At 71.6% G+C, this 19,475-nt stretch carries 19 protein-coding genes; 7 read left to right on the forward strand and 12 right to left on the reverse strand.

Annotation, left to right across the window (positions count from 1 at the left end; genetic code table 11):
* Positions 1 to 36 precede the first annotated feature (36 nt).
* Both fabI and fabG read right to left on the reverse strand, forming a co-directional pair.
* On the reverse strand, positions 37 to 807 hold the full coding sequence (fabI, locus tag ACFWU6_RS27220; RefSeq protein WP_383983552.1) for an enoyl-ACP reductase FabI: 771 nt from the start codon (positions 805 to 807) through the stop codon (positions 37 to 39).
* Between the two features lie 5 nt (positions 808 to 812).
* Positions 813 to 1,532 (reverse strand): 3-oxoacyl-[acyl-carrier-protein] reductase, encoded by a 720-nt coding sequence (gene fabG / locus ACFWU6_RS27225; RefSeq protein ID WP_383813112.1) that lies wholly within the window; start codon positions 1,530 to 1,532, stop codon positions 813 to 815.
* Positions 1,533 to 1,676: 144 nt separating this feature from the next.
* On the opposite strand from fabG, the gene ACFWU6_RS27230 reads away from it, so the two are divergent.
* The 3 genes from ACFWU6_RS27230 to tyrS are packed head-to-tail and all read left to right on the forward strand — an operon-like array spanning position 1,677 to position 5,944.
* The gene (locus ACFWU6_RS27230) at positions 1,677 to 3,239 is read left to right on the forward strand and encodes a TldD/PmbA family protein (RefSeq protein WP_383983570.1); all 1,563 of its coding nucleotides are present in this window, start codon (positions 1,677 to 1,679) and stop codon (positions 3,237 to 3,239) included.
* Positions 3,236 to 4,624: a metallopeptidase TldD-related protein gene (locus ACFWU6_RS27235; RefSeq protein WP_383983554.1), complete on the forward strand. Its 1,389-nt coding sequence runs from the start codon at positions 3,236 to 3,238 to the stop codon at positions 4,622 to 4,624. The genes ACFWU6_RS27230 and ACFWU6_RS27235 overlap by 4 nt, the downstream gene beginning before the upstream one ends.
* 51 nt (positions 4,625 to 4,675) lie before the next feature.
* Positions 4,676 to 5,944: a tyrosine--tRNA ligase gene (tyrS, locus tag ACFWU6_RS27240; RefSeq protein ID WP_383983556.1), complete on the forward strand. Its 1,269-nt coding sequence runs from the start codon at positions 4,676 to 4,678 to the stop codon at positions 5,942 to 5,944.
* Between the two features lie 109 nt (positions 5,945 to 6,053).
* On the opposite strand, the gene ACFWU6_RS27245 is transcribed toward tyrS, so the two are convergent.
* Positions 6,054 to 6,332 carry a GlsB/YeaQ/YmgE family stress response membrane protein gene (locus ACFWU6_RS27245; protein ID WP_383812983.1) on the reverse strand — a complete coding sequence of 93 codons (279 nt, stop codon included), beginning with the start codon at positions 6,330 to 6,332 and terminating at the stop codon, positions 6,054 to 6,056.
* Between the two features lie 176 nt (positions 6,333 to 6,508).
* On the opposite strand from ACFWU6_RS27245, the gene ACFWU6_RS27250 reads away from it, so the two are divergent.
* On the forward strand, positions 6,509 to 6,850 hold the full coding sequence (locus ACFWU6_RS27250; RefSeq protein ID WP_383812982.1) for a DUF3099 domain-containing protein: 342 nt from the start codon (positions 6,509 to 6,511) through the stop codon (positions 6,848 to 6,850).
* Positions 6,851 to 6,986: 136 nt separating this feature from the next.
* Positions 6,987 to 7,253 carry a hypothetical protein gene (locus ACFWU6_RS27255; protein ID WP_383983558.1) on the forward strand — a complete coding sequence of 89 codons (267 nt, stop codon included), beginning with the start codon at positions 6,987 to 6,989 and terminating at the stop codon, positions 7,251 to 7,253.
* 15 nt (positions 7,254 to 7,268) lie between these two features.
* Here the strand turns inward: ACFWU6_RS27255 and moaA are convergent, their stop codons facing one another.
* From moaA to ACFWU6_RS27270, 3 genes are all read right to left on the reverse strand, one after another.
* Positions 7,269 to 8,258 (reverse strand): GTP 3',8-cyclase MoaA, encoded by a 990-nt coding sequence (gene moaA, locus ACFWU6_RS27260; protein WP_383983560.1) that lies wholly within the window; start codon positions 8,256 to 8,258, stop codon positions 7,269 to 7,271.
* Positions 8,259 to 8,435: 177 nt separating this feature from the next.
* Entirely contained in the window at positions 8,436 to 10,064 is a 1,629-nt protein-coding gene (locus tag ACFWU6_RS27265) for a cation acetate symporter (RefSeq protein WP_383983562.1), read from the reverse strand.
* Positions 10,061 to 10,435: a DUF485 domain-containing protein gene (locus ACFWU6_RS27270; protein WP_383812975.1), complete on the reverse strand. Its 375-nt coding sequence runs from the start codon at positions 10,433 to 10,435 to the stop codon at positions 10,061 to 10,063. The genes ACFWU6_RS27265 and ACFWU6_RS27270 overlap by 4 nt, the downstream gene beginning before the upstream one ends.
* Before the next feature lie 258 nt (positions 10,436 to 10,693).
* Here ACFWU6_RS27270 and ACFWU6_RS27275 point away from each other — a divergent pair, with 258 nt between their 5' ends.
* The gene (locus ACFWU6_RS27275) at positions 10,694 to 12,244 is read left to right on the forward strand and encodes a S8 family serine peptidase (RefSeq protein ID WP_383983564.1); all 1,551 of its coding nucleotides are present in this window, start codon (positions 10,694 to 10,696) and stop codon (positions 12,242 to 12,244) included.
* Positions 12,245 to 12,374: 130 nt separating this feature from the next.
* On the opposite strand, the gene ACFWU6_RS27280 is transcribed toward ACFWU6_RS27275, so the two are convergent.
* The 6 genes from ACFWU6_RS27280 to ACFWU6_RS27305 form a co-directional block, all read right to left on the reverse strand.
* Positions 12,375 to 13,025, reverse strand: a complete 651-nt coding sequence (locus ACFWU6_RS27280; protein WP_383812985.1) for a lysoplasmalogenase — start codon at positions 13,023 to 13,025, stop codon at positions 12,375 to 12,377.
* A gap of 50 nt (positions 13,026 to 13,075) precedes the next feature.
* On the reverse strand, positions 13,076 to 14,026 hold the full coding sequence (locus ACFWU6_RS27285; RefSeq protein ID WP_383983566.1) for a sterol desaturase family protein: 951 nt from the start codon (positions 14,024 to 14,026) through the stop codon (positions 13,076 to 13,078).
* 194 nt (positions 14,027 to 14,220) lie between these two features.
* A complete protein-coding gene (locus ACFWU6_RS27290) occupies positions 14,221 to 15,447 on the reverse strand; it encodes an amidohydrolase family protein (RefSeq protein WP_383811249.1) in 1,227 nt (408 codons plus the stop codon).
* A complete protein-coding gene (locus ACFWU6_RS27295; protein ID WP_383811305.1) occupies positions 15,444 to 16,706 on the reverse strand; it encodes an amidohydrolase family protein in 1,263 nt (420 codons plus the stop codon). The genes ACFWU6_RS27290 and ACFWU6_RS27295 overlap by 4 nt, the downstream gene beginning before the upstream one ends.
* A 115-nt stretch (positions 16,707 to 16,821) precedes the next feature.
* Complete coding sequence (locus ACFWU6_RS27300) at positions 16,822 to 17,706, reverse strand: SDR family NAD(P)-dependent oxidoreductase (RefSeq protein WP_383983568.1); 885 nt, start codon at positions 17,704 to 17,706, stop codon at positions 16,822 to 16,824.
* Positions 17,706 to 18,503 carry an acetoacetate decarboxylase family protein gene (locus ACFWU6_RS27305; RefSeq protein ID WP_383811255.1) on the reverse strand — a complete coding sequence of 266 codons (798 nt, stop codon included), beginning with the start codon at positions 18,501 to 18,503 and terminating at the stop codon, positions 17,706 to 17,708. Before ACFWU6_RS27305 ends, ACFWU6_RS27300 begins: the two co-directional genes overlap by 1 nt.
* 111 nt (positions 18,504 to 18,614) lie before the next feature.
* Between ACFWU6_RS27305 and ACFWU6_RS27310 the strand changes: the two genes are divergently transcribed.
* Positions 18,615 to 19,268, forward strand: coding sequence for a TetR/AcrR family transcriptional regulator (locus ACFWU6_RS27310; RefSeq protein WP_383811258.1), 654 nt, complete (start codon positions 18,615 to 18,617; stop codon positions 19,266 to 19,268).
* Positions 19,269 to 19,475: the final 207 nt, after the last annotated feature.

Consider the following 19,475-nt stretch of genomic DNA (forward strand, 5'->3'; position numbering starts at 1 on the left):
GGGGGGTGCGGCCGCCGCCGTACGGAGGGGGAGCCGTCAGGCGCCCATCGCGTGCAGGCCGCCGTCCACGTGGACGATCTCGCCGGTCGTCTTCGGGAACCAGTCGGACAGCAGGGCGACGATTGCCTTGCCCGTGGGTTCCGGGTCGTTCATGTCCCACTCCAGCATCGAGCGGGAGTTCCAGACGTCCGCCAGCTCGGAGAAGCCCGGGATGGACTTCGCGGCCATCGAGCCGATCGGACCGGCCGAGACCAGGTTGCAGCGGATGTTCTCCTTGCCCAGGTCGCGGGCGAGGTAGCGGCTCGTGGCCTCCAGCGCGGCCTTGGCCGGGCCCATCCAGTCGTACTGCGGCCAGGCGAACTGCGCGTCGAAGGTGAGGCCGACGATGGCCGCGCCCTCCGCCGGGAACAGCGGCTTGCAGGCCATGGCCAGCGACTTCAGCGAGAACGCCGAGACGTGCATGGCGGTCGCGACCGACTCGAACGGGGTGTTCAGGAAGTTGCCGCCGAGGGCGTCCTGCGGCGCGAAGCCGATCGAGTGGACGACGCCGTCGAGGCTTCCGAGCTCGTCCCGGACCAGGCCCTCCAGGCGGGCCAGGTGCTCGTCGTTGGTGACGTCGAGCTCGATGACCTTGACGGGCTTCGGCAGCTTCTTGGCGATGCGCTCCGTCAGCGTGGGGCGCGGGAACGCGGTGAGGATGACCTCGGCGCCCTGCTCCTGGGCCAGCTTGGCGGCGTGGAAGGCGATGGAGGATTCCATCAGCACCCCCGTGATGAGGATGCGCTTGCCGTCGAGAATTCCGCTCATGGTGATCAGTGACCCATGCCCAATCCGCCGTCAACGGGAATGACGGCTCCGGTGATGTACGCGGCGTCGTCGGACGCCAGGAAGCGCACGGCTGCCGCGATCTCCTCGGGCTGCGCGTAACGGCCGAGCGGCACCTGGCCCACGATGCCCGCGCGCTGTTCGTCGGTGAGCACCTTCGTCATGTCGGTGTCCACGAAACCGGGGGCGACCACGTTGAAGGTGATGTTGCGCGATCCGAGCTCGCGGGCGAGCGAGCGGGCGAAGCCGACCAGCGCGGCCTTGGAGGCCGCGTAGTTGGCCTGCCCCGCCGAACCCAGCAGTCCGACGACCGAGGAGATCAGGACGACACGGCCCTTCTTGGCACGGAGCATGCCACGGTTCGCGCGCTTGACCACACGGAAGGTACCGGTGAGGTTGGTGTCGACGACCGAGGCGAAGTCCTCCTCGGACATCCGCATCAGCAGCGTGTCCTTGGTGATGCCGGCGTTGGCCACCAGCACCTCGACGGCGCCGTGCGCCTCCTCGATCTGCTTGTAGGCCTGCTCCACCTGCTCGGAGTCGGTGATGTCGCAGCGGACCGCCAGGACGCCCCGCGAGGTGAGCTCCTGCGGCGGCTCGCCCGAGCGGTACGTGACCGCGACCTTGTCACCGGCCTCCGCGAAGGCGTGGGCGATGGCGAGGCCGATGCCCCGGTTTCCTCCGGTGACGAGAACCGAGCGGCTCAACGGATCACCCTTTCACTAGCGGTCTGAACACCAAAAACCTATAGGTCGCGGCCGCCGTACGGAGAATCGGGTCCGACAGGGCCACGCGGCGCCCTCTGTCGAATCCCTACAGAAACATGTATGCACGAGAGCCCCGATCGCGACATGATCGGGACGACCGGCCCCGACCCCGGGAGGAATTCCGTGCCCCATTCCATCGACGCGGCCTTCACCGCACTGCCCCTGCGGGCGCTCGCCGACGCGGCGCTCGCCCGGGCGCGCGCGCTGGGCGCCGAGCATGCCGACTTCCGGCTGGAGCGGATCCGCAGCGCCTCCTGGCGGCTGCGGGACGCCAAGCCGTCGGGCGGCTCCGACACCACCGACCTCGGGTTCGCGGTCCGGGTGGTGCACGGGGGCAGTTGGGGGTTCGCCTCCGGCGTGGACCTCACCATGGACGCGGCGGCCAAGGTGGCCTCGCAGGCGGTGGCCATGGCGAAGCTCTCCGCCCAGGTGATCAAGGCGGCCGGTTCGGACGAGCGGGTGGAGCTGGCCGACGAGCCGGTGCACTCCGAGAAGACCTGGATCTCCGCCTACGACGTGGACCCCTTCGCGGTGCCCGACGCGGAGAAGGCGGCGCTGCTCGCCGACTGGAGCGCCCGGCTGCTGGCGGCCGACGGGGTGGCCCACGTGGACGCCTCGCTCCTCGCCGTCCACGAGAACAAGTTCTATGCGGACACCTCGGGCACCTCGACCACCCAGCAGCGGGTGCGCGTGCATCCGCAGCTCACGGCGGTCGCCGTGAACGCCGCCACCGGCGAGTTCGACTCGATGCGCACCATCGCCCCGCCCGCCGGCCGGGGCTGGGAGTACCTGACCGGCACCGGCTGGGACTGGAACGCCGAGCTGGAGCAGATCCCGGGCCTGCTCGCCGAGAAGATGCGGGCCCCGAGCGTCGAGGCCGGGACGTACGACCTCGTCGTGGACCCCTCGAACCTGTGGCTCACCATCCACGAGTCCATCGGCCACGCCACCGAGCTCGACCGGGCCCTGGGCTACGAGGCGGCGTACGCCGGGACCTCCTTCGCCACCTTCGACCGGCTGGGCACGCTCAAGTACGGTTCGTCGATCATGAACGTGACGGGTGACCGCACGGCGGAGCACGGGCTGGCCACCGTCGGCTTCGACGACGAGGGCGTGGCGGCGCAGAGCTGGGACCTGGTCAAGGACGGCACCCTGGTCGGCTATCAGCTGGACCGGCGGATCGCGAAGCTGACCGGCCTCGGGCGCTCCAACGGCTGCGCCTACGCCGACTCCCCCGGGCACGTGCCCGTCCAGCGGATGGCGAACGTCTCGCTCCGGCCGGACCCGGGCGGGCTGTCCACGCAGGACCTGATCGGCGGGGTCGAGCGCGGGATCTACGTGGTCGGCGACCGCTCCTGGTCGATCGACATGCAGCGCTACAACTTCCAGTTCACCGGGCAGCGCTTCTTCCGCATCGAGAACGGCCGGCTGGCCGGGCAGCTGCGCGACGTCGCCTACCAGGCGACGACCACCGACTTCTGGGGCTCGATGGAGAAGGTCGGCGGCCCGCAGACGTACGTCCTGGGCGGCGCCTTCAACTGCGGCAAGGCCCAGCCGGGCCAGGTCGCGGCGGTCTCGCACGGCTGCCCGTCCGCGCTGTTCCGCGACGTGAACATCCTGAACACCACGCAGGAGGCCGGCCGATGAGCCGAACGAAGCCCCACGAGATCGTCGAGCGCGCGCTGGAGCTCTCCACCGCCGACGGCTGCGTCGTCATCGCCGACGAGGAGTCCAGCGCCAATCTGCGCTGGGCCGGAAACGCGCTCACCACCAACGGGGTGACCCGCGGACGGACCCTGACGGTCATCGCCACGGTCGACGGCAGGGAGGGCACGGCCTCGGGGGTCGTCTCGCGCTCCGCCGTGACCGCCGCGGACCTGGAGCCGCTGGTACGGGCCGCCGAGGCGGCCGCGCGCGGCGCCGGTCCCGCCGAGGACGCCCAGCCGCTGGTGACCGGGACCCCCGCCTCGCCGGACTTCGCGGACGGCCCGGCCGAGACGTCCTCCGCGGTGTTCGCCGACTTCGCGCCGGCGCTCGGCGAGGCCTTCGCCCGGGCGAAGGCGGGCGGCCGGGAGCTGTACGGCTTCGCCCACCACGAGATGGTCTCCACGTACGTGGGAACCTCCACGGGCCTGCGGCTGCGGCACGACCAGCCCAACGGCACCCTCGAACTGAACGCGAAGTCCCCGGACCGGCAGCGCTCGGCCTGGGCGGGCCGCGCGACCCGCGACTTCAAGGACGTGGACCCGACCGAGCTGGACGCGGACCTGGCCGTGCGCCTGGGCTGGGCGGAGCGGAAAGTCGAGCTGCCCGCCGGGCGGTACGAGACGCTGCTGCCGCCGACGGCCGTCGCCGACCTGCTGATCTACCAGATGTGGTCGGCGGCGGCCCGGGACGCGGTGGAGGGCCGGACGGTCTTCTCCAAGCCCGGGGGCGGCACCCGGGTCGGCGAGCGGCTGTCCCGGCTGCCGCTGACCCTGCGCAGCGATCCCCACGCGCCGGGCCTGGAGTCCGCGCCGTTCGTGATCGCGCACAGCTCGGGCGACGACGCCTCGGTGTTCGACAACGGCCTCCCGGTCCCGGCGACCGAGTGGATCCGCGGCGGCGAGCTGGCCCGGCTGACCACGACCCGGCACAGCGCGGAGCTGACGGGGCTGCCGCTTGCCCCGTCCTTCGGGAACCTGGTCCTGGACGGGGGCGGGGACAAGTCGCTGGAGGAGATGGTGGCGGGTACCGGGAGGGGCCTGCTGCTGACCTGCCTGTGGTACATCCGCGAGGTGGACCCGGCGACCCTGCTGCTGACGGGCCTGACCCGGGACGGCGTGTACCTGGTCGAGGACGGGCAGGTCGTGGGGGAGGTCAACAACTTCCGGTTCAACGAGTCCCCGGTGGACCTGCTGTCGCGGGCCACGGAGGCGGGGCGGACCGAGAAGACCCTGCCGCGCGAGTGGGGCGACTGGTTCACCAGGGCCGCGATGCCCGCCCTGCGCGTCCCGGACTTCAACATGAGCTCGGTCAGCAAGGGCGTCTGACCCACCTAGACTGAGTGACGCAATTCCATCATCCGAAGGAGTCGAGAGACCGTGACGGACATCGTCGACGAACTGAAGTGGCGCGGGCTCTTCGCCCAGTCCACCGACGAAGAAGCGCTGCGCAAGGCGTTCGCGGACGGTCCTGTCACGTTCTATTGCGGCTTCGACCCGACCGCGGCCTCGCTGCACGTCGGGCACCTGGTCCAGGTCCTGACCGTGCGCCGGCTCCAGCAGGCCGGCCACCGGCCGCTGGCGCTGGTCGGCGGGGCCACCGGGCAGATCGGCGACCCGCGGCCGACGGCCGAGCGGACCCTGAACGACCCGGAGACCATCGCGAACTGGGTGGCCCGGCTGCGCACCCAGATCGAGCCGTTCCTGTCCTTCGAGGGCGAGAACGCCGCGGTCATGGTCAACAACCTGGACTGGACGGCGGGCATGTCCGCCATCGAGTTCCTCCGGGACATCGGCAAGCACTTCCGGGTCAACAAGATGCTGGCGAAGGACTCGGTCGCCCGCCGGCTGGAGTCCGACCAGGGCATCAGCTACACCGAGTTCAGCTACCAGCTGCTCCAGGGCATGGACTTCCTGGAGCTGTACCGGCGCTACGGCTGCGTGCTCCAGCAGGGCGGCTCCGACCAGTGGGGCAACCTGACGGCCGGTCTCGACCTGATCCACCGCCTGGAGCCGGGCGCGCACGTGCACGCCCTGGCCACCCCGCTGATGGTCAAGGCGGACGGCACCAAGTTCGGCAAGTCCGAGAGCGGCGCCGTGTGGCTGGACCCGGAGATGACCACGCCGTACGCGTTCTACCAGTTCTGGCTGAACGTGGACGACCGGGACATCTCGACGTACATGCGCATCCTGTCCTTCCTGAGCCGTGAGGAGCTGGAGGCGCTGGAGGCGCAGACCGCCGAGCGGCCGCAGGCGCGCGCCGCGCAGCGGGCACTGGCGGAGGAGCTGACCACGCTGGTGCACGGCGCCGACCAGTGCGCGGCCGTGATCGCCGCGTCGAAGGCGCTTTTCGGCCAGGGCGAGCTGGCGGAGCTGGACGAGGCCACGCTGACCGCGGCCCTCTCCGAGCTGCCGCACGCCCGGGTCGCCGAGCTCGGGCAGGTCGTCGACCTGCTGGCGGAGACGGGCCTGGTCGCGAGCAAGTCGGCCGGCCGGCGGACCGTGAAGGAGGGCGGGGCCTACGTGAACAACGTCAAGGTGACCGCCGAGGACGCGGTCCCCGCGGCGGAGGACCTGCTGCACGGGCGGTGGCTGGTACTGCGCCGGGGCAAGAAGAACCTCGCCGCGGTGGAGGTCGCGGGCGCCTGACACAGGGCGGGAGTACGGCGCAGGGGCCGGCCCGGACGCGAAGTCCGGCCGGCCCCTGCGCCGTGACCCGGCTGCCCGGCGCCACCGGGTCCGTCCGGGTCCCCTGTTGTCAGGTGGTACGGCGCTTGTTGCCCCGCAGCGACAGGTAGATCATGTCGCCGAGGCCGACGATGACGACCGCTCCGGCGAGCTGGAGCAGGTGCCGGATCCAGTCGATGCCCTTGGTCTCGTTGACGCCGATCCACGTGGCGACGGCATTGCCGAGGACGGCGCCGATGATGCCGAAGATGGTGGTCAGCCAGAGGGGCTGGTGCTGCTTGCCCGGCAGGATGGCCCGGGCAATCAGGCCCAACACGAAACCGACGATGATCGCCCACAACCAACTCATGCCGAGCCTCCTCCTGGCGCGTTGTGCGCACGTGCGCCCAGTCTCGGCCCGAGGGGTGTACCGCGCATTTCGGACGGTCCGTCCGGGGGACACCCCCTCTCCTTCCGGCGGGAGGGGCGGCGTACCGTGGAAGGGTCCGGGACGCGAGCGCCCGGCGGGTGATCGGGTGGTGGACCATGGAACGGACGAAGCGGCACAAGCGGAACGGGCCCGAGGTCTTCCGTATCACCGGCGCCCGGATGGGGCTCGCCGAGGACGTGCGGGGGCGTCAGCGCCGGTACGTGATCTCGATGGTGATCAGGACCCTCTCGGTCGTGGCGACGGTCATCCTGTGGAACGTGCAGCGTCCTGTGGCGATCGTGACGCTGGTCGCGGGCGCCCTGCTGCCGTACATCGCCGTGGTCATCGCCAACGCGGGGCGCGAGTCGACGCCGTCGCTGCCCTCGCACTTCATTCCGGCCCCTGTGCACCCCGCACTGGAGGCCGGAAACCTCAAGAAAAGCTCAGATCAATCATGAAGTTCCGGTGCACCGCACCGGGTCCTGCGTGACATACTGCCTACGCGCTCCGCATCCCCCGTCGGAGCGACGGACCGACGCCGGGCAGCTCCCCCCGTGGCTGCCCGGCGTCGCCATTCCGTTCTAGGGTGGGACCGTGACCTTCCCCCTCTTCCCCGGCTCCGGACCCTCCGGCCCCGACGCCGGTGCTCCCACCTGCTCCGCCAAGGCCTGCCGCGACGCGGCCGTATGGGTGCTGGCGTGGAACAACCCGAAACTGCACACGCCGCAGCGGCGCAAGACGTGGCTGGCGTGCGAGGAGCACCGCGAGCACCTCTCCCGGTTCCTGGGGGTGCGCGGTTTCCTGAAGGACGTCGTGAAGCTCGACGAATGGGTGCAGCCGGAGGGCTCGGACCGGGCCTGACCGGCCGCGGCGGACTCAGCCGCCGATCGCCGACATCGGGCGGTCGGGCTGGAGGAAGGCCGGATCGTCAAGGCCGGATCCGGCCTTCTTCCCCCACATCGCCACCTTCCACAGCCGGGCGATCTCCTCGTCGGCGGCGCCCGAGCGCAGGGCGGCCCGCAGATCGGACTCCTCGGTGGCGAACAGGCAGGTGCGGATCTGGCCGTCCGCGGTGAGGCGGGTGCGGTCGCAGGCGCCGCAGAAGGGCCGGGTGACGGAGGCGATGACTCCGACGGTGGCCGGGCCCCCGTCGACGACCCAGCGCTCGGCCGGGGCGGAGCCGCGCTCGTCGGCGCCTTCCTCGGTGAGCGTGAAGCGGGTGCGCAGGGACCGCAGGATGTCCCCGGCGGTGATCATGCCGTCGCGCTTCCAGCCGTGCTGGGCGTCGAGCGGCATCTGCTCGATGAAGCGCAGCTCGTAGGCGTTCTCCACGGCCCAGGCCAGCAGGTCCGGGGCCTCGTCGTCGTTGAGGCCCGGCATCAGCACGGCGTTGACCTTGACGGGGGTGAGGCCGGCGTCGCGGGCCGCTGCCATGCCGTCGATGACGTCCTTGTGGCGGTCGCGGCGGGTGAGGGTCTTGAAGACCTCGGGCCGCAGGGTGTCCAGGGAGACGTTCACCCGGTCCAGGCCGGCGGCCTTCAGCGCCTGCGCGGTGCGCTTGAGGCCGATTCCGTTCGTCGTCAGGGACATCTTGGGGCGGGGCTCCAGGGCCGCGCACTGCTCGACGATCCCGACCAGGCCGGGCCGGAGCAGCGGCTCGCCGCCGGTGAAGCGGACCTCGGTGATGCCGAGCAGGGTGACCGCGATGCGGACGAGGCGCACGATCTCGTCGTCGCTGAGCAGGTCGGACTTGCCGAGCCACTGCAGGCCCTCCTCGGGCATGCAGTAGGTGCAGCGCAGGTTGCACCGGTCGGTGAGCGAGACGCGCAGATCGGTGGCCACGCGGCCATAGGTGTCGAGAAGCACTGTGGGCCCCCTCCCCCGTCCGGTTCAGTAGGGTTCGCGCAGCCGTTGACGGACTGCATGCGTTGTGTTCGAGCCTACGCGACACCCGTGGCGCACAGGGGCGCCCGAACGAACGAGAGACGGCGCGGCCGCGTCGTAGGGACGTACGACGCGGCCACGCTGGGTGTTCGGACGATCTCAGTGCGCCCCTGTTCCGGTGAGGGAGCGCACTTCCAGCTCCGCGAACTTCGCGGCGTCCGCCTTCTCCTTGGTCAGGACGGTTCCCAGCCAGCCCAGCAGGAAGCCGAGCGGGATCGAGATGATGCCGGGGTTCTCCAGGGGGAACCAGTAGAAGTCGGCGTCCTTGAACATCGAGGTGGGCTTGCCGGAGACGACCGGGGAGAACAGCACGAGGCCGACCGCCGCCACCAGGCCCCCGTAGATGGACCACAGCGCGCCCTGGGTGGTGAAGCGCTTCCAGAAGAGGCTGTAGAGGATCGTCGGCAGGTTGGCGGAGGCGGCGACCGCGAAGGCGAGCGCGACGAGTCCGGCCACGTTCAGGTCGCGGGCGAGGGCGCCCAGGCCGATGGCGACGGCGCCGATCACCACGGTGGACCAGCGGGCGGCGCGCACCTCCTCCTTCTCGGTGGCCTTGCCCTTGCGGATGACGTTCACATAGAGGTCGTGCGCGAAGGACGAGGAGGAGGCCAGGGTCAGGCCGGCGACCACCGCCAGGATGGTGGCGAAGGCGACCGCGGAGATCACGGCGAGCAGGACGGCTCCGCCGGTGGAGTCCGGGCCGCCGCCGATCTCCTGGGCGAGCAGGGGGGCCGCGGTGTTGCCGGCCTTGTTGGAGGCGAGGATGTCGGCCCGGTTCAGCAGGGCGGCGGCGCCGAAGCCGAGGGCGATGGTCATCAGGTAGAAGGCGCCGATGATGCCGATGGCCCAGTTCACGGACGTGCGGGCGGCCTTGGCCGTGGGCACCGTGTAGAAGCGGATCAGGATGTGCGGCAGTCCGGCGGTGCCGAGGACCAGGGCGAGCCCGAGCGAGATGAAGTCGAGCTTGGTGGTGGAGTCCTTGCCGTACTTCATGCCCGGTTCCAGGAACTGGGCCCCCTGGCCGCTGTTCTCCGCGGCCTTGCCCAGCAGCTCGGAGACGTTGAAGTCGAACTCCAGCAGCACCAGGAAGGTGATCAGCAGGGCACCCGCGATCAGCAGGACCGCCTTGATCATCTGCACCCAGGTGGTGCCCTTCATGCCGCCGATGGTCACGTAGAGGATCATCAGGACGCCGACCAGGGCGACCACGGCCACCTTGCCGCCGTCGCTGGTGATGCCCAGGAGCAGGGAGACGAGCACGCCCGCGCCGGCCATCTGGGCGAGCAGGTAGAAGATCGAGACCACGATGGTGGAGGTGCCGGCCGCGGTGCGGACGGGGCGCTGGCGCATCCGGTACGCGAGGACGTCGCCCATCGTGTAGCGGCCGGAGTTGCGCAGCGGCTCGGCCACGAGCAGCAGGGCGACCAGCCAGGCGACGAGGAAGCCGATGGAGTAGAGGAAGCCGTCGTAGCCGAACAGGGCGATGGCTCCGGCGATGCCGAGGAAGGACGCCGCGGACATGTAGTCGCCGGAGATGGCGAGGCCGTTCTGGAAGCCGGTGAACTGGCGTCCGCCCGCGTAGAAGTCGGCGGCGCTCTTGGTCTGGCGCCCGGCCCACACCGTGATGATCAGTGTGGCGACGACGAACAGGCCGAAGAGGGTGATGATCAGCGGGCGGTGCTCGGAGGCCCCGGCGGCGACCGTCGTCAGGTGCACTGCGCTGCTCATTCTCCGGCCTCCATACGGGACTTGATGGCGAGGGCCTTGGGGTCGAGCCTGGCTGCGGCGTGCCGCGAGTACAGCCAGGCGATCAGGAAGGTCGTGGCGAACTGGGCCAGGCCCAGGGCGAATCCGACGTTGAGGTTTCCGAAGAGCTTGGCGCCCATGAAGTCGCGCGCGTAGCTGCACAGCAGGACGTACAGCAGGTACCAGGCGATGAAGGCCACGGTGAGCGGGAAGGCGAACGAGCGGAAGGAGCGGCGCAGTTCTCCGAACTCGGCGCTCTCCTGGACGCGCGTGAACTCTTCGGCCGTGGGGCCCGCGCGGAGCGGGTCCGCGCCTTCGGGCGGCGGCGGCGCTGCTGCTGCTTCGATGGTCACGGGGTGCTCTCCTTGCGGCGCGGGCGGGGTGGGGGCGACAGACAAAACAACCTCCGTGCGAGGGGGACGGTGACGCTGATCCCCCTTGTCAACGGCACGGACGGCGTGGCGGGACGGTTCAACTCCCGATGTTTCTCCAGGGACTGATTTCTCGAACTGATGGCGCAGTGGGGAACGGGGGCACTAGGTTCACGTGTCATGAACCCGTCCGACGCAACCGCGTCAGGACGGCTTTTTCACGGATGATGTGGAGAACCCATGGCGCATCTGGGGTCACGCTCCGCCCGGAAGTACGGCCGCCTGGCCGTTCCGGTCGGCCTGGCGCTCACCGCTTCCCTCGCCTTCCTGCCCACGGTCGCGGCCTCCGCCGCTCCGCTGGGCACGGAGGCCGCGGCGACGACGTCGAAGCCCGTCACCTCCGGCCCCACGATGTCGTACGTGGCGAACCTGACCGCGTACGGCACGGTGAAGCAGGCGAAGAAGGCCATCGAGCGCGCCGGCGGGACGGTGGTGACCTCCCACGAGCAGATCGGGGTGGTCGTCGCGCATTCCCAGAACCCGGAGTTCGCCCGCCAACTGCGGGCCCAGCGCAGCCTCTTCGTGTCGGTGGGCGCCACGCGCACGGCCCCCCTGACGACGGTGCAGACCACCGAGGAGGGCACCACGCAGCAGCTGAGCGCGGCGGACGCCGCCAAGGCGGCGGCGCAGGCCGCTCCGGGGCAGGAGCCCCTGGAGGCCAACCAGTGGGACCTGCGGGCGATCAAGGCCGACCAGGCGCACAAGATCAACGACGGCAGCCGGAACGTCACGGTGGGCGTCATCGACACGGGCGTCGACGACACCCACCCGGACCTCGCGGCGAACTTCTCCAAGGACCAGTCGGCCAACTGCGTGGGCGGTGTCGCGGACACCTCCGAGGGTGCCTGGCGCCCGTACGCCGACGGCAGCGACCACGGCACGCACGTGGCCGGCACGATCGGGGCCCCGCGCAACGGCGTCGGTGTCAGCGGTGTCGCGCCGGGCGTGCAGATAGCCGCGATCAAGGTGAGCGAGCCGGCCACCAGCCTCTTCTACACCGAGGCGGTCGTCTGCGGCTTCATGTTCGCCGCCGAGAAGGGGATCGAGGTGACCAACAACAGCTACTACGTCGACCCCTGGTACTTCAACTGCAAGACGGACGACGACCAGAAGGCGCTGGTGGAGGCCCTCACCCGGGCCAGCAAGTACGCCGAGCGCAAGGGCGTCCTGAACGTCGCCGCGGCCGGCAACGAGAACTTCGACCTCTCGGCCGACTCGATCACCGACGAGACCAGCCCGAACGACACCACCCCGGTGCCGCGCACCATCGACCCGCGGGTCTGCCTCGACGTCCCGACGCAGCTGCCGGGCGTGGTGACGGTGACCGCGACCGGCGACCAGGGCTTCAAGTCCTACTACTCCAGCTACGGCCTGGGTGTCGCGGACGTCTCGGCCCCCGGCGGCGACAAGTGGCAGGTCCCGGCCACCCCGGACGCCAACGGCCGGGTGCTGTCGACCGTCCTGGGCGGCGGCTACGGCTACAAGCAGGGCACCTCGATGGCGACCCCGCACGTCGCGGGCGTCGCGGCGCTGCTGAAGAGCGCGCACCCGGGGGCCACTCCGGCGCAGCTCCAGACGATGCTCAAGGGCCAGGCCGTGAAGACGGCCTGCCCGGCGCAGGTCTACGACACGACGGGCGTCCTCGTCGACGCCACCACCTGCGAGAGCAAGTGGGGCCAGACGGGCTACTACGGCCACGGCGTGGTCGACGCGCTGAAGGCCGTCAAGTAGCGGGCACCACCCCGGGCCGCGGCTCGGGCGTCACCCGGTGACCGAAGGGGCCGGGCGGGGAGTCCCCGCCCGGCCCCTTCGTCCGGACGGGCTCAGGGCTTGATCAGCACCTTGAGCCGGCTGGAGGGGTTCAGTCTCGTATGACGTCCTTACCGCACGCCTGCCGCTCGGCCAGTACGCCCGTGGCCAGCAGGTACTGGGCGGCCAGGTAGGTCGCCATGATCCAGAAGTCCGGTCGGGGCAGCTGCGGCCAGTCGGCGACCCCGGTCGCGATCAGCGTGTCGGAGAGCAGGAACAGCGCGCCGCCGAAGCCGGCCCGCCGTCCGAGGGCGCTGGAGCGCAGGGCCATGGCGGTGAGCAGCAGGCTGTAGCCGGCGACGGGGATGCGCAGGTCGGCGGGGAGGTCCGTCCACATCAGGCCGACGGTGCCCAGGAGGGCGAGGGCGTACGCACCGCCGAGCAGCGGGTGCGCGGGCCGCTTGGCGAAGAGCACGAGGTAGCAGACGTGCCCGGCGGCGAAGGAGCCCATGCCGACGAGGAAGGCGGCCTCGGCGTCGAAGAGCAGGGCCAGGTCCCCGCCCCACCCGAACAGCAGGGCCGCGACCAGCAGGCGGGGCGCGCCCCGGGTGAGGGCGTACGCGACGAGCAGCGGCATGAGCAGCGGTTTGAAGACCAGGTGGCCGGGGTCCCAGCCGGCGAGGAGGGAGCCGAGGTCGCCGGCGGCGGCGAGGGCGAACCCGGCGAGGGCCGCACGGCCCAGCCGGGCGTGGCCGGCGGGCACGCCGCCGGCGGCCCAGGAGGGGGCGGGCCGGCCGGGGGACTCTGCGGTGCTCACGCGGTGGTCTCCCGTACGGGCTGCGGGGCGGGGGCTTCCGGGGCTGGGGCGGGGGCAGTCGCAACCGCCGTCGCGGGAGCGGTCGCCGTCGCGGGAGCGGTTGCCGTCGCGGGCGTCGGGGCCGGCTGCCAGCCGGGGCCGCGGAAGACCCGGCCGGCGCGCTCGCTCCAGCTGCCGGCGGCGCGCACGTCCCGGGCGATGGCGGCGTACTCGTGGGTGGCCACGCGCAGCGGGTTGTGGGTGTCGATGTTCTTGGTGAGGCCGTAGACGGGCCGGTCGGTCTCCCCCACCCAGGACCCGAACATCCGGTCCCAGACGATCAGGATGCCGCCGTAGTTGCGGTCAAGGTAGCCGCCCTGCGAGGCGTGGTGGACGCGGTGGTGGGAGGGGGTGTTGAAGACGTACTCGTAGGGCCGCGGCAGCTTCCCGATGCGCTCGGTGTGCACCCAGAACTGGTAGAGCAGGTTGAGTCCGTAGCAGAACGGGATCGCCGCCGGGTGCACGCCGAGGGCCACCATGGGCAGGTAGAACCACCAGGTGGTGGCGCTGGTCCAGGGCTGGCGCAGGGCGGTGGTGAGGTTGAACCGCTTGCTGCTGTGGTGGACCACGTGGCAGGCCCACAGGATGCGGATGACGTGGTGGAGGCGGTGCTGCCAGTAGTACAGGAAGTCCTGGGCGAGCAGCATCAGCAGGGCGGTCCACCACAGGAACGGCACGCGCAGCGGGGTCAGTTCGTAGACCGCGGTGAAGACCGCGACGACCGGGATCTTCCAGAGCAGGTCGAACCCGATGCTGCCGAGCCCCATGGTGATGCTCGTGGCGGCGTCCTTGGGGTCGTAGCCGGCGGCATCCTCGTCCGGATGGAGCCGGTAGCTCACCACCTCGATCACGGTGAGCAGCACGAAGGCGGGTATGGACCACAGCACGACATCGGGCAGGTTCGGCATGACCGCACCATAGAGGCGGCCTCGCGGGCGCCGCTAGGGGTTGTTACCGATCGGTATCCATTGATGTTACCGGCGGTTCGCGCGGGGGTCCGGGGGCGCCCGCCGGAGCGGCCCGCGCCGGGTGCGCGGGCCGCTCCGGCGGACTGCCGGGGTGGCTTCTCAGTCGCCACCGGCCGCCCGGCGGGCGTCGCCCGTCACCACACGCGGACCGAACCCCCGCGGGCGAAGGCCGGGCTGGTGGCCTGCGGGGGCACCTCCGTCAGGGGCCGGGCGATCTCCGAGACCAGGGGTCCGTGCCGGGCGGCCACCGCGTCCAGGAGGGCGAGGTCGAAGCCGTAGACGCGGGCGGCGTTGCCGCCGACCATCGCCGCCACCTCCTCGCGGGGAAGGCCCGCGTACGCGATGCGCAGGCCTTCGCGGGAGTAGGGGGTGGTGCCCTCGTCGTGGGGGTAGTCGCTGCCCCACATGATCTTGTCGAGGCCGATCCGGTCGCGCAGCGGGACCTCGTGGGGGCGCATGAAGCTCGCCCCCACGAAGCAGTTGTCCCGCCAGACCTCGCTCGGGCCCTTGCCCATCGAGTCGGCGAGGCCCGCCCCGAACTTGGCCTCGGCCGTGGCCGAGGCCGCGACCAGCCGGCCGTGGTAGTAGTCCAGCATGTCCAGCACGCCCGGGATCCACCCGGAGCCCTGCTCCGTCAGAACCAGGGTGAGGCCCGGGTGCCGGCGGAAGGCGCCGCCGAAGACGAGGTGCCACAGCGCCCGGTGCGAGAACCAGGTGGTCTCCACCATGAAGACGGCGCGGGCGGCCGGTTCGTCGCCCAGCGGCGGGGACGCCGAGCCCCCGTGGTGGTTGACGGGGACGTCCAGCTCGTCGCAGACCGCCCACAGGGGGTCGTACACCGCCGAGTAGAGCTCCGGGACGCCGCTGCCGGGCGGGGCGCCGGGCAGCAGGATTCCCCCGGTGAGGCCGGCCTCCTTCGTCCGGCGGACCTCCGCGACCGCCGCGTCGATGTCGTTGAGCAGGATCTGCGCGACGCCCGCCCGCCGGCCCGGGGCGTCCGCGCAGAAGTCGGACAGCCACCGGTTGTGGGCCCGCAGCCCCGCCCACCGCAGCTCGAACTCGGCGGCCGAGGGCGCCGGCGCCATCAGGGAGGCGCTCGGGAAGAACGGCGGGATGGTGTTCGGGAAGAGGACCTCCGCCACGATCCCGTCGGCCTCCAGCTCGGACAGCCGCCGCCGGGAGTTCCAGTTGCGGTCCGCCGTGTCCGCGAGCAGGTCCTCGTACGGATTGACGTACGAGGCGGCCCAGGCGTCGAACTCCCCGTGGTGGCGCTTCTCCAGGTACGGCTTGTAGTCCGGCAGGTCGGCGCCCGCGTGGCAGTCCGCCGAGATCACCGTGTACCGGTCCTGCTCGCCGGTCATCCGCCGACCCCCAGGGCCGGGAAGTCGTGGCCGGTCAGCCAGTGCCGGCCGACCTCGCGGGAGCGGGCCCACGAGGCCTCCACCGCCGCCTGGTCGGCGCTCTGGCCCAATGCGGCCGGGGTGGGGCCGATCCGGCGGGCGGTCGGGGCGAGCCGGTCCGTGTCGAAGCCGAAGACCTCCGCCGCGGCCAGGCCCAGCATCCGCCGGGTCTCGGCGACCGGGATGTCGTGGAAGGTGTTCCTCAGCCAGGACCGGGTGTTCGGCCAGGTCCCCTCGGGATGCGGGAAGTCCGAGCCCCACAGGATGTTGTCCACGCCGATCTCGTAGCGCTGGGCCAGCTCCCTGCGCTTGGTGTTCGTCGCGCAGACGAACACCTGCCGGTCCAGGTACTCGCTCGGCGGGCGCTTCAGCTCCTCGAACGGCGAGAGCTTCTTGCCGCCGTGGGCGCCGAGATAGAGGCGGTCCATGAACCACAGCTGGTTCGGCAGCCACCAGCAGCCCGACTCGGCGACGCCGAACCTCAGGCCGGGGTGCCGCTCGAAGACGCCCGACCAGAGCAGGAACCACAGCGGCCGGGCGGGCCACCAGGTGACCTCGGAGACGAAGATGCCCAGGTGGTCGCCGTACTCGTGGCGCGGTGAGGACCCGGAGTGGGTGACGATCGGCATCCGCGCCTCGGCGGCCGCCGCCCACACGGGGTCGTAACGGCGGTCGTGGTAGGGCGCCTTGTCCACCCACATGGCCGGGATCATCAGCGCGCCCAGCCCGGACTCCTTGGCCCGGTGGATCTCGGCGACGACCGTGTCCGGCTCGCCCGTGATGGGCAGCAGGGCGACCCCGCAGTGGCGCTCCGGGTTCTGCGAGACGAATTCGGCCAGCCACCGGTTGTGCGCCTGCGCGCCCGCCATGCCCAGCTCGGGGTCCTGGTCGCCGGAGAGTCCGAGGCCCACTCCGAAGGGGGCCGCGGTCTGGCTGTCGACGGCGTCCGCGTCGGGGAAGACGACTTCGGCGGCCACTCCGTCGCCGTCGAGCTCCTTCAGCCGCTGTCCGGTGTCCCAGCCGCCCCTGAGGCCTTCCTCGTGGTCGTGGAACCACTTCTCGGCGAAGGCCTCGTTGCGCACGCCGAGGCGGGTGGCCTCGGCGCGGCGGGCGTCGCGCTGGCCGAGGAAGGCGTCGAAGTCGCGATGGAAGCGGGAGTCGAGGTAGGGGCGGTACCGCTCGGTGGGCAGGCCCGCGTGGCAGTCGGAGGAGATGATCAGGTACGGGTCGCGGGCGGTGTCACGGCTGCTGTCACCGTCGGTGTCGGCGACCGTGTCGCGGCCCGCGTCGCGGGCGGTGTCTTGCGCATGCGTCTCGTCAGGCACGGCGGGCCCCTCAGTCGAGGATGAAGCTTTCCAGGTAGGCGGGGTTGGCGCGGTCGAGCATCGACCGCGAGCGGGCGCGGATCTGCCGGTCGCTGTGCTCGCTCGCCGGGAGCATCCAGAAGCGGTCGGCGCGGATGCCGTCCACGACGTGCCCGGCGACCTCCTCCACGGCCGTGAAGTGCACCTCGTGCCCGGCCTGCTTCATCGCGGCCTCGTACTGGTCGAGGCTGCGGTACGGGGCCTTGCGCGGCCGCTCCTTCGCGTAGCGCGCGGGCCGGTTGCGGTGGGACTCCCACAGGCCGGTGCGCAGCATGTGCGGTCCGGGGAAGAGGACGGACGCGCCGATGTCCGCACCCTCCGCCCTGAGGTGGGCGTACAACGACTCCGTCATGGTGACCACGGCCGCCTTGGTGACGGCGTACACGGACGCGGTGGGCAGCGGGGCGATGCCGCCGTCCCCGGAGGAGGTGTTGACGACGTGTCCGGGGGCCCCGGCCGCGATCATGCGGGGGACGAAGGCCTGGATGCCGTGGAAGACGCCCCACACGTTGACGGAGAAGGCCCACTTCCAGTCGTTGGGCTCGTGCTCCCACATCCTGCCCTCGGCTCCGGAGCCGACGCCCGCGTTGTTGCAGAGCACGTGCACGGCTCCGAAGGCCGCGTACGCGGCGTCGGCGAGGGAGACGACGGAGTCGCGGTCGCTGACGTCGACGGCCTCGGCCAGGACCTCGGCGCCGTCCTCGGCGAATTCGCGGGCGGCGGCGCGCAGGGCGCCCTCCTCCACGTCGGCGAGGACCACCTTCAGCCCCTCGGCGGCGAAGCGGCGGGCCATCGCGAGGCCGATGCCGCTCGCGGCGCCGGTGACGACGGCGACCTGTCCCGGTTCCAGCCGCATCAGGCACCGCCTTCCGGAGGACCGTCGAGGATCTGCATGGGGTCGTCGTACCGCTGGTGGATGTACGGGAGCAGCGCCTGCGCGCTGACCCGCTCGGCGACCCGGCCCTTCTGGTCCGTGGTCTTCTCGCCGATGGTGATCTCCACGATCCGGCGGACGGGGAGGTCGGCGACCGGGTCGTACATCGACTCCCGCAGGACCACGTCACCGGTGATGTGCTCCAGCTTGCGGATCTTCTCGTTCCGGGTGCAGTGGACCAGGACCGGGTCCGCGTCGAAGCCCGCACCGTCCACCGCAGGGAGGAACTTGAAGTAGAAGTCCGTCTTCCGCGTCGGCTCGGGCACCGGCAGCGCGCGGTCCACCGCCCCGCGGACCTCCACGAAGGCAATCCCGTGCCGGGCCAGTACGGCCCGTACGACGAGGCCGTCGCGCTCCACGGCCACCTCGCCCAGCTTCTTCGGTTCGCCGAAGACCTCGCGTCCGCCGATCAGGGCGCGCTCGTGGGTCATGGGCATGACGAGCGGGTACCAGCCCTCGACTCCGCCGTGCCGGGCGGCGACGGCCACGGAGCCGGCCCCCAGCGGATAGCCGGGCAGGTCCACCCGGCTGATGCCGGCCCGCACCAGGGGCCGCTCGGCGGGCTTGAGCGGCGGGGGCAGGACCGCCGCCACCACGTCCGGATCGCTCTCCCAGACGGCCACCACGCCGGTGGACCAGATGTCGGGGAGCTGGGAACTCTTCTCGCGCGCCGCCGCGATCTCGGCCTCGGTCCGCGCTCCGTACCGTATGCGTGCCATGCCTCGCACCATCCTTCGGTCGGTTCTGTAACACAGTTACACCGCTGCCGATGAAGGGTAAATACCCCTGCACGCAGCAGAACTGACGCATCGACAGATTGGCTGCCGGACATGGCCAGAAGCACGCTGACCCGCCCGGAGGTGCTGGACGCCGCCGCACTGCTGGTCAGGCGGCACGGCCCCGCCGCCCTCACCATGCGCAAGCTCGCCGCCGAACTGGGCACCGCGGTCACCTCCATCTACTGGCACGTCGGCAACCGCGAGTCCCTGCTGGACGCCCTCGTGGAGCGGACGGTCGAGGAGATGGGCTCGATCCGGCCGGCCGGCCGCACTCCCGCCGCCCGCATCCTGTCCGTGGCCCGGATCCTGCGCCGTGAACTGCGCGCGCGGCCGCACCTGATCGCGATGGTCCACGAACGCGGCCTCACCGAGCGGATGTTCCTGCCCGCCCAGCAGGCCCTCGTCCACGAGGTGCACGCGGCCGGACTGCGCGGCGCCCGGGCGGCTGACGCCGTGCGCGTGATCCAGTTCCAGGTCGTCGGCTTCCTGCTGGTCGAGCGCAACCGCGAACGCTCCCCCGTCCAGTCCCCCGCCGAGAGCGAGCTCTGGGACCCGGCCGCGGCCCCCCGCGACCCGGCGCTCGCCCGCGACCCGGCGCTCGCCCGCGCGCTGGCCCGGCCGGCCGATCCGGAGCGGATCTTCCTCATCTCGGTGCGGGGCCTGGTCGAGGTGCTGCTCAAGGAGGGTGCCGGCCCGCCCCGCTGATCCGCCCGGCGCGCTCCGGGCCCTGGGCGGCTCTTCCTCGGCCCCGGACGGCGCCCTCCCGGCTGGTCCGCCCGCGCGATCCCGACGGCACTGCGCTCCGAGCGGGCCGTCGTGCTCGCGGGCGCCGCCGCCTCCGGCCGGTCGGCGTTCCCCGCGCCGGCGGACGCCGAGGCCGCTCCCGCCGGCGCCCGCGGAGCCGTATCCGCC

This window comes from Streptomyces sp. NPDC058674 (assembly GCF_042716505.1).
Lineage (GTDB): Bacteria > Actinomycetota > Actinomycetes > Streptomycetales > Streptomycetaceae > Streptomyces.